This window comes from Aciditerrimonas ferrireducens, assembly GCF_023130475.1.
GTDB lineage: Bacteria > Actinomycetota > Acidimicrobiia > Acidimicrobiales > UBA8190 > Aciditerrimonas > Aciditerrimonas ferrireducens.
On the sequence record NZ_JAKHEX010000013.1, the window covers coordinates 1 to 12,666 of the forward strand.

At 75.2% G+C, this 12,666-nt stretch carries 13 protein-coding genes; 2 read left to right on the forward strand and 11 right to left on the reverse strand.

All coding sequences use genetic code 11. The features are described from left to right. Positions 1 to 982 (forward strand): glycoside hydrolase family 25 domain-containing protein (locus Acit_RS08300; protein WP_248107972.1); only part of this gene is annotated, 982 nt, incomplete at its 5' end. On the opposite strand, the gene Acit_RS08305 is transcribed toward Acit_RS08300, so the two are convergent. From Acit_RS08305 to Acit_RS08340, 8 genes are all read right to left on the reverse strand, one after another. Then, entirely contained in the window at positions 970 to 1,656 is a 687-nt protein-coding gene (locus Acit_RS08305) for a histidine phosphatase family protein (protein ID WP_248107975.1), read from the reverse strand. The two genes, Acit_RS08300 and Acit_RS08305, sit on opposite strands and share 13 nt — an antisense overlap. Then, positions 1,653 to 3,083, reverse strand: coding sequence for a vWA domain-containing protein (locus Acit_RS08310; RefSeq protein WP_248107977.1), 1,431 nt, complete (start codon positions 3,081 to 3,083; stop codon positions 1,653 to 1,655). The genes Acit_RS08305 and Acit_RS08310 overlap by 4 nt, the downstream gene beginning before the upstream one ends. A 12-nt stretch (positions 3,084 to 3,095) precedes the next feature. Next, a complete protein-coding gene (locus Acit_RS08315; RefSeq protein WP_248107979.1) occupies positions 3,096 to 4,112 on the reverse strand; it encodes an AAA family ATPase in 1,017 nt (338 codons plus the stop codon). After that, complete coding sequence (locus Acit_RS08320) at positions 4,109 to 5,020, reverse strand: glutamate-5-semialdehyde dehydrogenase (RefSeq protein ID WP_248107982.1); 912 nt, start codon at positions 5,018 to 5,020, stop codon at positions 4,109 to 4,111. Before Acit_RS08320 ends, Acit_RS08315 begins: the two co-directional genes overlap by 4 nt. Then, positions 4,966 to 5,319, reverse strand: a complete 354-nt coding sequence (locus Acit_RS08325; protein WP_248107984.1) for a hypothetical protein — start codon at positions 5,317 to 5,319, stop codon at positions 4,966 to 4,968. Before Acit_RS08325 ends, Acit_RS08320 begins: the two co-directional genes overlap by 55 nt. A gap of 113 nt (positions 5,320 to 5,432) precedes the next feature. Beyond that, positions 5,433 to 6,599, reverse strand: a complete 1,167-nt coding sequence (proB, locus tag Acit_RS08330; protein ID WP_248107987.1) for a glutamate 5-kinase — start codon at positions 6,597 to 6,599, stop codon at positions 5,433 to 5,435. Continuing rightward, complete coding sequence (obgE, locus tag Acit_RS08335) at positions 6,596 to 7,906, reverse strand: GTPase ObgE (RefSeq protein WP_248107989.1); 1,311 nt, start codon at positions 7,904 to 7,906, stop codon at positions 6,596 to 6,598. Before obgE ends, proB begins: the two co-directional genes overlap by 4 nt. A 23-nt stretch (positions 7,907 to 7,929) precedes the next feature. Next, on the reverse strand, positions 7,930 to 9,249 hold the full coding sequence (locus Acit_RS08340; protein WP_248107991.1) for an amidohydrolase family protein: 1,320 nt from the start codon (positions 9,247 to 9,249) through the stop codon (positions 7,930 to 7,932). A 118-nt stretch (positions 9,250 to 9,367) separates the two neighbouring features. Between Acit_RS08340 and Acit_RS08345 the strand changes: the two genes are divergently transcribed. Then, a complete protein-coding gene (locus Acit_RS08345; RefSeq protein WP_248107993.1) occupies positions 9,368 to 10,225 on the forward strand; it encodes a purine-nucleoside phosphorylase in 858 nt (285 codons plus the stop codon). A 7-nt stretch (positions 10,226 to 10,232) separates the two neighbouring features. On the opposite strand, the gene rpmA is transcribed toward Acit_RS08345, so the two are convergent. Genes rpmA through Acit_RS08360 form a run of 3 tightly spaced genes read right to left on the reverse strand, consistent with a single transcriptional unit; the run spans position 10,233 to position 12,660 of the window. Continuing rightward, on the reverse strand, positions 10,233 to 10,496 hold the full coding sequence (gene rpmA / locus Acit_RS08350) for a 50S ribosomal protein L27 (protein ID WP_248107995.1): 264 nt from the start codon (positions 10,494 to 10,496) through the stop codon (positions 10,233 to 10,235). A gap of 58 nt (positions 10,497 to 10,554) precedes the next feature. Further along, positions 10,555 to 10,866, reverse strand: coding sequence for a 50S ribosomal protein L21 (gene rplU, locus Acit_RS08355; RefSeq protein WP_248107998.1), 312 nt, complete (start codon positions 10,864 to 10,866; stop codon positions 10,555 to 10,557). A gap of 39 nt (positions 10,867 to 10,905) precedes the next feature. Beyond that, positions 10,906 to 12,660, reverse strand: a complete 1,755-nt coding sequence (locus Acit_RS08360) for an Rne/Rng family ribonuclease (protein ID WP_248108005.1) — start codon at positions 12,658 to 12,660, stop codon at positions 10,906 to 10,908. Between the last annotated feature and the right edge of the window lie 6 nt (positions 12,661 to 12,666).

A 12,666-nucleotide genomic window follows, 5' to 3' on the forward strand; every position in this document is an offset into this window, starting at 1 on the left:
CCTCGCCGCCCCCATCGTCGGCATCGCCCCCACCCCAAACGGCCAGGGCTACTGGCTCGTCGCCCAAGACGGCGGCGTGTTCACCTTCGGCAACGCCCCGTTCGAAGGCAACACCTACACCGACGGCCTGACGGGACTGGGGGGCAGCAACCCGCTCCCGTCCCCGGTCGTGGCCATGGCCGCCACCCCCAGCGGGGAGGGCTATTGGCTGGTGAGCCGGAGCGGCCACGTCTGGACCTTCGGCGACGCCCCGACGCTCGGCTCGACCTCCAGCGAGGTGACCCAGCCGATCGTCGCCCTGGTCGACGCCCCAGGCGACGGCATCCCGACCTACAGCGCAGCCTCGCCGGGCTCCTACGGCTACGACGTCTCGAACTACCAGTGCGCCGATCCTTTGCCGGCCAGCACCCAGCTGGGCATCGTGGAGACCACCGGCTGGGCGCTCTCGGCGCCCAACCCCTGCCTCCAGCAGGAGGCCGCCTGGGCCGGCAGCAACCTCGAGCTCTACGTCTTCCTGGCCTACGGCTCCTCGAGCCAGGACCAGCCGGGGTGCAACGGGAACGCCCAGTGCAACTTCGGGTACGAGGCTGCCCAGTACGCCTACCAGTACGCCCAGAGCCAAGGAGTCGACGTCGACGTGCCCTGGTGGGTGGACGTGGAGCCGGCCAACTGGTCCTCGAACACGGCCGCCAACCAGCAGGTCGTGCAAGGTGCCCTGACCTACCTCCAGGACGAAGGGGTCAACACGGTCGGCGTCTACACCTCCCCCCTCACCTGGAACGGCCTGGTGGGGAACTACCAGCCGCCGGTGCCCATCTGGCTGGCGTGGTACACGAACAACCCCCAGGGCAACTGCCAGAACGGCGTCTCCTACGCCGCGAGCGCGAACAACATGCTGCCGACCGGCGGGGTCCTGGTCACCCAGTACTCGGACCAAGTCCAGGTCGAGGGCAACGCCTTCGACGGCGACTACGGCTGCTGACGACAGGCCGCGGGCTCGCCCCCGGGGGTCGTGTCGGGCGAGCTCCGGACCCCTCGCTGGTCGTTGCCCCGCAGCAACACCCAGGTCGACCCTCGTCGCTCGAACCAGGTGAGGGACCCATGGGCGATCGGCAGGCCAAGGCGGGGGCGCCGGCTGCCCAGCCAGCCGAGCACGGCGGCCTCGATCACCCCCGCGTGGCACACCACCACCAGGTCCTGGCCCCGGTGCCGATCGGCCAGCGCCTGGAGGGCCGCGTGGGCCCGGGCCACGAACCCGGTCCAGCTCTCCGCCTCGGGGCCGAGAGGCTCGTCGGGGGCCAGGTCCCAGTCGGGGAGGGCCTCGCTCGCCGCCACCTCCGCCCAGAGCCGGCCGTCGAGCAGGCCTGGTCGCAGCTCGGCCAGGTCCTCCTCGACCTGCACCACCAGCCCTCCCCCACCCACGGCTGGCCGGAGCAGCTCGGCCGTCTCCCGTGCTCGGGGCAGCGGGCTGCTGTAGAGGGCGCTGGCCGCCCGGAGCTCGCCGCTGGCCGCCAGCCAGGCCGCCAAGCGGCGGACCTGGGCCCGGCCAGTGGCGCTCAGCCCCCGACACCCCTTCGGTCCCCCGACCACCCCGGCCACGTTGCAGACCGCCTGGCCGTGGCGGACGAGCACCAGCCGCGTCGGTCGGGCGCTCACGCCAGGTCGGCCACGAAGCGTTCCAGCTGCGCCAGGTTCCGCACCTCGACCACCTGGTCGCAGTAGGGGGCGTAGGCCCCGACCACCGAGTCCCCGGTCCCCCAGTAGGCCCGGGGCTCGGGGTTCAGCCAGTAGACGTGCCGGGCCCGCGCCGCCAGGTCGGCCAGGACCTCGGCCTCGGGGGTGTGGTAGTTGCTCCGGGCGTCCCCCAGGATGAGCAGGCTGGTCCGGGCGCTCACCTCGGCCCCCCAGCGCTCCTGGAACACCGTCAGGGCGTGGCCGTAGTCCGAGTGGCCGTCCAGCCAGACCACGTCGGCTTCGGTCGTGACCCGCCGGGCCGCTTCTGCGGGGTCCTCGGTCCGATCCAGGAGGTCGGTCACCTCGTCGATGCCGTCGATGAACACGAAGCTCCGCACCCGGCTGAACTGGCTGGCCAGGGCGTGGAGCAGGAGCAGGGTGAAGCGGGCGAAGGACGCCACCGACCCCGAGACGTCCGCCACCACCATGAGCTCGGGCTTCGCCGGCCTCGGGGGCCGCCAGTGCAGCGCCACGGGCACCCCGCCGCTCGACAAGGAGGCCCGCAGGGTGGCCCGGACGTCGAGCCGGCCCTCCCGGCCCTGCCGGCGTCGTCGGGCCAGCCGGACGGCCAGCCGGCGCGAGAGGGGGGCGATGGCCCGGTGCAGGGCCCGGAGCTCCTCGGCCGAGGCGTGCATGAAGTCGACCTGCTCGAGGAGCGGTTGGCGGACCGAGCGGTGCAGGGCTTGCGCACCCCTGTCGGCGACCAGCAGCCGCCGGATCTCGTCCTGGACCGCCCGCCGCAGGGCCTCGATCCGCTCGGCCACCTCGTCCTCCAGGAGCCGGCGTCGGAGCCCGTCGGTCGGCTGGCCGGCCTGGCCGGCGAGCGCCTCGAGCAACTGGGCCTCGATGCTCGCCAGGTCGAGCTGCCGGAGGGTCCGGTAGAGGTAGTAGGTGCCCCCGACCGGCCGGCCCGGCTCCATGCCCGAGAGCCGGGCCACCGCCTGGCGGGCCAGCTCGGCCACGGCCGCCTGGTCCCCGGCGAGCAGCGCCCTGACGAGGGCTGCGGCCAGGTCCTCGGGGCGCTGGGCGGCCCCCGGTCCCCCGCCGTCCCCGGGCGCGCCCATCGAGGCCGCGCCCCGGTTCGGCGACGCGGCCTCGGGCTCCGAGCCCTCGTCTTCCCCCAAGACTCCAGCACCGCGGGGAGCGAAGTAGACGGCGAAGGCCGTCTCGAACGCCGGGAGGTGGCTGGGCGACTTCACCAAGGTGGCCGCCAGGGCCTGGTGAAACGCTGCCCGGTCGGCCGCCGGCACGACCTGGACCGCCCGGGCGGCGTCGGTGGCCTCGGCCAGGGAGACCGGCACCCCGGCCGCCCGGAGCTCCTCCAGGAAGCCGGTCAGGACGTCCAGCATGCGACGTCCGCCTCAGTCGTCCCCGCCTGCTGCCGCCAGGTCCAGCTCCTTCATGGCCTTCTCCAGGTCGCTCCGGTACTTCAAGAGCACGTTCAAGGTGGCCCGGGTGCTGGCCGGATCCACCTGCTCGATGCCCAGCAGCACCAGGGTCCGGGCCCAGTCCAGGGTCTCGGAGACCGAGGGGTGCTTCTTCAGGTCCAGGCCCCGCAGGCTTCGCACCACCCGGGCCACCTGGTCGGCCAGCTCCTCGCCGATGCCCGGCACCCGGGCGGCCACGATGGCCCGCTCCCGCTCCAAGCTCGGGTAGTCCAGGTGGAGGAACAGGCAGCGCCGCTTCAGCGCCTCGGAGAGCTCCCGGGTCCCGTTGGAGGTCAGGAACACCAAGGGGATGCGGGTGGCGCGGATGGTCCCGAGCTCCGGGATCGTCACCTGGTGCTCGGAGAGGACCTCGAGGAGGAGGGCCTCGGTCTCCAGCTCGATCCGGTCCACCTCGTCGACCAGCAGGACCACGGGCTCGGGGCTGGCGATGGCCTCGAGGAGCGGTCGGGCGAGCAGGAACTCCTCGGAGAAGATGTCGGACTCCAGGTCGTGCCAGCGCCGCTCGGTGCCCTCGGGGTCCCTCGGGTCGCCAGCGGCAGGTTCGGTGCCCTCGGGCGCCAGGACCGCCTGGGCCTGGATGCGCAGGAGCTGCTTGCGGTAGTTCCACTCGTAGAGGGCCTTCGTTTCGTCCAGGCCCTCGTAGCACTGCAGCCGGACCAGGCGGCTGCCGGTCGCCCGGGCCACGGACTTCGCCAGCTCGGTCTTGCCCGTGCCCGCCGGCCCCTCGACCAGCACCGGCTTGGCCAGGCGGTCGGCCAAGTGGACGACCGTGCCGATGGCCTCGTCGGCCAGGTAGCCGACCTCGGCGAGGCGGGCCACGACGTCGGCCACCCCTCGGAAGCGGGCCGGGCCGGGGTCGACGAAACCCAGGTCCTCGACCAGGCCCCCGGTCGTCTCGAACCGGCCCCCGAGCGGGGCGGCGTCGCTCATGACCGCACCTGCCCCTCGCCCCGGATCTGGTACTTCACCGAGGTCAGGGCTCGAAGGCCCATGGGGCCCCGGACGTGGAGCTTCTGGGTCGAGATCCCGATCTCGGCCCCCAGGCCCAGTTCGCCGCCGTCCACGAAACGGGTCGAGGCGTTCACCAGCACCGCTGCCGCGTCGACCTCGGCCAGGAAGCGCTCGGCCGCTCGGAGGTCCTCGGTGACGATGGCCTCCGAGTGCCCCGTGGAGTACCGGGCGATGTGGGCCATGGCCTGCTCCAGGTCGTCCACCACCCCGACGGCCAGCTTCGGCCCCAGGAACTCCTGGGCGAAGTCCTCCTCGCTGGCCGGGCCGACCCCTGGCAGGATCCGCCGGACCCGCTCGTCGCCCACCAGCTCGACACCCTGGAGGGCCGCCGCCACCCTCGGCAGGAACGTCTCGGCCACCTCGGCGTGCACGAGTAGGGTCTCGGCCGCGTTGCATACCGAGGGCCGCTGGGTCTTGGCGTTCACCACGATGGCCTCGGCCATGGCCAGGTCGGCGGCCCGGTCCACGTAGACGTGGCAGTTGCCCTCGCCGTCGATGATGGTCGGCACCGTGGCGTACTGCCGGACCGCCGCCAGCAGCTGCCGGCCGCCCCGGGGCACCAGGCAGTCCAGCACGGGCAGCTGCAGGAACGCCCGGACCGTCTCGTGGTCCCCGGGGGGCACCGCGAGCACCGCGTCCTCCGGCAGCCCGGCCTTCGCCGCCGCCAGCCGCAGGAGCTCCACGATCTGCCCGTTCGAACGGGCCGCCGCCGAGGAGCCCCGGAGGACCACGGCGTTGCCCGCCTTCACCGCCAGGGCCGCAGCGTCGGCCGTCACGTTCGGGCGGTTCTCGTAGACCACGCCGACCACCCCGAGCGGTACCCGCACCTGGCTGACCCGCAGGCCCCCACCGGGTCCGCCTGGGCGGCCACCGCTCGCAAGCCCTCGGCCATCTGGGCCACCCGGGCCGGGGTGAGCCGCAGGCGGTCCAAGGCCGTGGCGTCCGCCCCGGCCGTCTCGGCTGCCGCCACGTCCTGGGCGTTGGCCGCCAGGACCTCCTCGCGGCGCTCCTCGAGCAGGGCTGCGGCACCGGTCAAGAACGCGTCCTTCGCCGCTCGCCGGGCCCGCGCCAGGGCCCGGGCGGCGGTCACGGCGCGCTCGCCCAGCTCGTCGAGGTCCTCGGCCATGGCCCCAGGGTACTCGGCCCCCACCCGCCGAGCCCGCACCCCTGATCTGCACTCCTGATCCGAGGGGCCTGGGCCCCGACCGGCCGGGAACGCCCCCGCCGCTGCCGGAGCGCTCAGAGGAGCAGCACGAGGTCGTCCCGGTGCACCGCCTCCCCCACCGACGGCGGCAGTTCGCTCGATCGTCGGCCGGCGGCTCGGCGCAGGGCTTCGGCGTCGTGGCGGCTCAGGCCCTTGGCGAACACCTGGCCGTCGCGCCCGGCGATCTCGACGGCGTCGTCCGCCCCGAAGTACCCCTCGACGGCCACGATACCGGCCGGCAGCAGGGAGGCCTCCCGCTGGACCAGGGCCTCCTTGGCCCCCTCGTCGACCACCAGTCGGCCCGCGGGCGCCACGGCGAAGGCGATCCAGAGCTTCCGGGCTGACAGCCGTCGAGGCCGGGCCCGGAACCGGGTGCCGACCCCGGGCCGCCCGGCCACCACGGCACCCAGCACCCCGGGCTCCTCGGCGGCAGCGATGACGGTCGGCACCCCGGACCAGGTGGCGATCCGGGCCGCCGCCAGCTTGGCCGCCATGCCCCCGCTGCCCACGGCGCTGCCCGGCCCGCCGGCGGCGGCCTCGAGGGCCTTGTCGATCTCGGCCACTTCGGCGATCAAGGACGCCTCGGCGTCGATCCGGGGATCGGCGGTGAACAGGCCCGGGGTGTCGGTCAGGAGGACCAGCAGGTCGGCGGCCACCAGGTGGGCCACCAGGGCAGCCAGCCGGTCGTTGTCCCCGAAGCGGATCTCGTCGTCGGCGGTCGCGTCGTTCTCGTTGACGACCGGCACCGCCCCGAGCGCCAGCAAGGCGGCCAGGGTCCGCCGGGCGTGGAGGTACTGCTGGCGGTGGCCGAAGTCCAGCGGAGCCAGGAGGACCTGGGCGGCCACCAGGCCGTGGCCCGCCAGGGCGTCGTCCCAGGCCCGAAGGAGCCGGTGCTGCCCGATGGCCGCCAGGGCCTGGAGGAGGCTCACGTCCCGGCCGTCCCGGCTCCGCTCCCGAGGGCCGCTCCCCTCGCTGGGCGCCGCCGAGTCGAGCCGTGGCAGCGGCCGCTCGCCGAGGACGGCCCGTCCGGTGGCCACTGCTCCCGAGCTGACCACGACCACGTCCGTGCCGGCCTGGCGCAGCGCCGCCACCTCGCCGGCCAGCTTGGCCAGGGCACCGAGGTCGGGCCCCCCCTCGGGTCGGGTGACCGAGGACGACCCGACCTTCACCACCACCGTCGCCCGGCCTCCCCCGGCACTCATCGGAGGTCCTTGCGCCGCGAGGGCCGCTTCGGCACCGGCACCACCACGTCGTCCCGGTGGTAGGTGAACTGGAGGGGGCCGAGGACGACCTCGTCGCCGTCCTGCGCCCCGGCTCGCCGCAGGGCCCGCTCAACCCCCAAGCGACGGAGCCGCCGCTCGACCAGCTCGAGGGCCTGGTCGCTCGTGAGATCCGAGAGGGCAACGGCCCGGCTGGCCGCCGCCCCCCCCACCACCCACCGACCAGGCCCGGCCGGCTCGACCACCAGGTCCTGCTCGAGGGGACGGTAGACGACCAGGGGGGGGCGAGGTCCTGGGCCCTCGGCGGCCCGGGCCTCCTCGACGAGCTCAGCCAGGCGGGTGAGGAGGGCCGGCAGCCCCGTGCCCCGGACCGCCGAGACGACCAGCTCGACCCCGGGGGGCGGGGTCGAGTCCCCGGCCAGGTCGGCCCGGGACCCCACCAGCACACGCGGCCGGGTGAGCAGCTCGGGCTGGTAGCGGCCCAGTTCCCGCAGGAGGATGTCGGCCTGGGCGGCCGGCGGGGGGGCCAAGCCGTCGGCCAGGTCCAAAAGGAGGCAGAGCACCCGGGCCCGCTCGACGTGGCGGAGGAAGCGGTGACCGAGCCCTCGCCCTTCGGCCGCACCCTCCACGAGGCCGGGCACGTCGGCCAGCACGAACTCGACCTCCTTCGGACCCTGCCCGACCCGGACCACCCCGAGGTGGGGCCGGAGGGTGTTGAAGGGGTAGTCGGCGACCTTGGGGCGGGCGGCAGAGACCCGGCTGATGAGGGTGGACTTGCCGACGTTGGGCAGGCCGACGAGGGCCACGTCGGCCACCAGGCGCAGCTCCAGGCGCAGCCAGCGGTCCTCCCCGGGCTCCCCCTGCTCGGCGAAGTCCGGGGCCCGGCGGCGGGCCGAGGCGAAGCGGGCGTTGCCCTGGCCGCCCCGGCCCCCGCGGGCGGCCCGCCAGCGATCCCCGGCCACCGCCAGGTCGGCGAGCACCGAGCCGTCGCGGTCCTTGACGGTGGTACCCACCGGCACCGGCACCTCCAGGTCGGCCCCGCGGGCCCCGTGGCGGCGCTTGCCCTGGCCGTGCCGGCCGTCGCCGGCCTTGCGGTAGGGCTGGTCCTGGAAGGCCAGCAGCGAGGCGTGGCTGGTGGAGGCGACCAGCCAGACGTCCCCGCCGTCGCCCCCGTCGCCGCCGTCGGGCCCGCCAAGGGGGACGTGGGCCTCCCGGCGGAACGCCACCGCCCCCGCCCCGCCGTCCCCGCCCTTCACGTGGAGCTGGGCCTCGTCGACGAATCCAGCCACCGCCCGATCCTAAAGAGCCCCGGCTAGCCCCGGAGCCGCTCGGCGCGGGCCTGGACCTCCCGACGGGCCCGGCCCAGGTCGACCCCGAGCACCTCCCCGTCCCGGACCACCTGTCGCCCCCCGACCCAGACGTCGCGCACCAGGTGGCTGGCGGCCGACCAGACCAGGCGAGCGGGGACCTCCTCGGGCCGAAGGATCGGGACCAGCCGGGGGTCCTCGGCCTCGAGGTGCACCAGGTCGGCGAGCTGGCCGCCGGCCAGGCGACCAGCCGGCAGCCGCAGGGCCCTCGCCCCACCGAAGGTGGCGAGGGTCAGCAGGGCCGGGGTCTCGACGACGCTCGGGTCCGCGGCCAAGGCCCGGGCCAGCAGGCCGGCCAGCCGCAGCTCCTCGAAGAGGTCCAGGTCGTCGTTCGAGGCCGGCCCGTCGGTCCCGAGGCCCACGGTCACCCCGGCCCGGAGCAGCGCCACGAGCGGGGCGCAGCCGCTGCCCAGCTTGGCGTTGCTCTGGGGGCAGTGGGCCACCGCCACCCCCCGCTCGGCCAACGTGCTCAGCTCGGCTCCCTCGAGCCAGACCCCATGGGCTGCCAGGACCGGGGCGTCGAGCACCCCGAGGCCCGCCAGGTAGGCCACCGGGGAGCAGCCCCGCTCGGCCCGGAGGGCCTCCACCTCCCGGCGGGTCTCGGCCAAGTGGATCGAGAGCAGCAGGTCCCCCTCGCACGCGGCCCGGCCGACGGCCACCAGGGCCTCGTCGGGCAGGCTGTAGGGGGCGTGGGGACCCAGGCCCACCTGGACGAGGCCGGCCCGGCCCTGCTGCTCCTCGACCAGGCCGAGGGCGGCCTCGAGCATGGCCTGCCAACGCCAGCGAGCCCCTCGCGCCGGCAGGTCCAGGATGCCCGGGGTGACCACGCAGCGCAGGCCGGCGTCCACGGCAGCGTCCAGCAGCGCCCGGTCGTGGAAGTAGGTCTCGCAGGTACTGGTCACCCCGTTGCGGAGCAGTTCGGCCGCCCCGAGGGTCATGCCCCAGTAGACGTCGTCGGGGGTCAGGCGGGCCTCCCGGGGCCAGATGGCCTCGGCCAGCCAGCGCTCCAGCGGCAGGCCGTCCCCCACCCCTCGCAGCAGGGTCATGGGGCTGTGGCCGTGGCTGTTCACCAAGCCGGGCAGCACGATCCCCGGGAGCTGCCGGACCGGCCCGTCGAAGGCGGGGGCCCCCTCGGGGGGGCCGGCGTAGGCGATCCGCTCCCCTGCCACGTCGACCACCCCCGGCGCCCAGACCGTCCCCGGCGGGTCGACCGGCACTACGTAGGAGGCCACCAGACGCCACCGGGCTGCCACGGGCGGGGGCACGGCGGGGCATGCTATCGGGACCGCTCGGGCCCGCCACCGGCGCCGACCCGGGCATCGACCGGGGCATCGACCGGGCGGCTCGCCCCACCCCGCCGGTCAGCGCCGAGGAGGACCGACCATGCCCGACCCCACCCCCTTCCGCCCGGCGGCCGAGCCGGGGCCGGCCGAGGCCCTGGCCCTCGCTGGGGAGGCGGCGCAAGCCCTGCGGGACGCCCTGGGGCAGGCCCCCCGAGCCGCGGTGGTCCTCGGCTCGGGGCTCGGCGCCGTGGCCGAGCAGCTCGGCTCGCCCGTCGGACCAGACCTCGACCTCGTGGCGCTCCCGGGCTTCGTCCCCGCGGGGGCGCCCGGCCACCGCCAGGCCGCCCGGCTGGTCGACGTCGACGGCACGCCCGTGCTCGTGCTGCTCGGGCGCGTGCACCTCTACGAAGGCCTCGGGGCGGCCCAGGTGGTCCACGGGGTCCGCACGGCGGTGCTGGCCGGCGCCGAGGTCGTCGCCCTGACGAACGCGGCGGGGGCCCTCGATCCGCACCTGCGGGTCGGCGAGCTGGCGCTCGTGGCCGACCACCTGGACTGGACCGGGGACCCCGGGCCCTTGAGCGGCCTCCAGCCGCCGCCCTTCCTGGACCTCACCGACGCCTGGTCGCCGCGCCTGCGCCTGGCCGCCCGGCACCGGCACCCTGGTCTGGCCGAGGCGGTCTACGCCCAGGTGCGGGGCCCCCAGCTCGAGACCCCCGCCCTGGTCCGGGCCCTGCGGGCCCTGGGGTGCGACCTGGTGGGCATGTCGACCGCCCTCGAGGCCGTGGCCGCCCGCCACCTCGGGGCCGAGCTGCTCGGCTTGTCGGTGGTCGTCAACCTGGCGGCCGGGGTCGACCCGGGCCCGGTGCACGTCGAGGACCTGGCGGCCCGCACCGCCGAGGCCGTGCCCGCGGTGGCCGACGTCCTGCGGACGGTGCTCGGGTCCGCGCCCCGCCGCTGAGACGAGCTCAGGCCGACTGGTCGCTGGGCAGCACGTCGACCAGCCGACGGTTCCGCCGGCTGGCGAAGCGGACCGTGCCGGCCCGCAGCGCGAAGAGGGTGTCGTCGCCGCCCCGTCCGACGTTCAGGCCAGGGTGGAAGCGGGTCCCGCGTTGGCGCACCAGGATGGCCCCGGCTGGGACCTGCATCCCGTCGAAGGCCTTGGCCCCCAGGCGCTTGGCCGCCGAGTCCCGGCCGTTGCGGGTCGAACCACCACCCTTGGTCTTGGACATCGCCTCCGTCCCTCTCTCCGCTGCCGTCCTGCTGTCCCGGCCGGCGCCCTGGACCTGCTCAGCCGGCTCGGACCTCGAGGATCTCGAGCTCGGTGTGCCGCTGACGGTGACCGAATCGCCGCCGCTGGTTCGTCTTGGGCTTGTAGGTGAAGCCCCGGATCTTCGGCCCGAGGCGCTCGCCGCGCACCCGGGCGGTCACCCGGGCCCCGGCCAGCTCGGCCGGGGTGGCGAGGACCCGCTCCCCGTCGACCACGAGGACCGGCTCCAGCTCGACCTCGGCTCCCACGGGTGCCGCCAGGCGCTCGACGAGCACGGTCGCGCCGGGCTCGACCCGCTCCTGCTTCCCTCCGCTGCGGACGACGGCGTACATAGCGGGGAGAGTCTAGCCCGCTGGCGAGGACCCCTCGGTTCAGAGCAAGGAGCGGTCCAGGACCAGGCCCCGGCCGCCGCAGACCTGGCAGGTCTGCGAGAGGGCCTCGACCAGGCCCTCCGAGACCCGCTTGCGGGTCATCTCGACCAGGCCGAGCTCGGAGATCTCGAAGACCTGGGTGCGGGTCTTGTCCCTGGCCAGGGCGGCCCGCAGGGCCTGGGTGACCTGCTCCCGGTGCTCTTTGTGCTCCATGTCGATGAAGTCGATGACGATGATGCCGCCGATGTCCCGCAGGCGGAGCTGGCGGGCGATCTCCTCGGCCGCCTCGAGGTTGTTCCGGAAGACGGTCTCCTCGAGGTTGGACCGGCCGACGTTCTTCCCGGTGTTCACGTCGATCACCGTGAGGGCCTCGGTCCGCTCGATGATGATCGAGCCCCCCGAGGGCAGCCAGACCTTGCGGTCGAGGGCCTTGTGGAGCTGCTCGTGGACGTGGAAGCGCTCGAAGATCGGCAGGCGCTCCTCCTCGGGGTCGTAGTACTCGACCCGGTCGGCCAGCTCCGGCTCCATCTCCTCCACGTAGCGCCGCACGGCCTCGTAGAGCCCCCAGTCGTCGATCAGCACCGCCCGGTAGTCCCGGTTCAGCTCCTCCCGGACGATCCGGACCGCCATGTCGGGCTCCCGGTAGAGCAGCTGGGGCTGGCGGGCCTCCCGGGCCGAGGCCTCGATGGCCTGCCAGCGGGCCAGGAGCCGCTGGACGTCGGCGGCGAGCTCCTCCCGGCTGGCTCCCTCGGCCGCCGTCCGGACGATGAGGCCGTGGCCCTCGGGCCGGACCTCGTCGAGGATTCGCCGCAGTCGACGCCGCTCCGCGTCGTCGAGGCGCTTGGAGATGCCGAACGTCCGGGAGTTGGGCACCATGACGGCGAAGCGCCCCGGCAGCGACACCTCCTGGGTCAGCCGGGCGCCCTTCGCCCCGATGGGGTTCTTCGTCACCTGGCACACGATGAGCTGCCCGGGCTCCAAGACGTCCTCGATCCGGGGCTGGGCCCCCGGCTCCCCTTCGACGTCCTCGGGGTCGTAGCGGACGTCGCCGCGGTAGAGCACGGCGTTCTTCGGGGTCCCGATGTCCACGAACGCTGCCTCCATGCCCGGCAGCACGTTCTGCACCCGACCCTGGTAGATGTTGCCGTCAATCTGGTGCACGTCGTCGGCCGCCCGGGACACCAGGTGCTCCACGAGGGTCCGACCCTCCAGGACGGCGATCTGGGTGGCCTCCGGTCGCACGTGGACGCACATCATGTAGCGGCCGACGGCCCGGCTGCGCCGCTCCCGGCGCCGCTCACCCCGGGGCCGGCTCGGCGGATTCGAGGCACCCTCGGTGGTGCCCGCCGGTCCCTCGGTTCCCCTGCCCGCCCGCCCCGCCGACGGGGCCGGGGGCGCCGAGACCGACGGGGCCGCCGACGGGCCCCGCCCACCGGCCACCCCACCGGAGCCGCCCTGCCCGCCGCTGCCTCGCCGCCGCCGGCGAGAGCGGCTGGCCCCCCCGGACGGGGGACCTTGGACCGGGGGCGCTGGCCGGGTGTCGCCGATGCGGGGCTTGGCCAGCACGGGGGGCGCTGGCCGGGTGTCGCCGATCCGAGGCTTGGCCGGGGCGGCCTGCCCGTTCGTCGGCCCCTCAGCCGGCCCCGGGACGGGACGGGCGGGGGAGCCGCTGGGAGCCGCCGGCGCAGGCCCCGGGACCGGCGGGCTGTCGTCGGCAGCCCCGGCCACCGGGGTGCCGGCAGGGTCGTCGGACATGGGAAC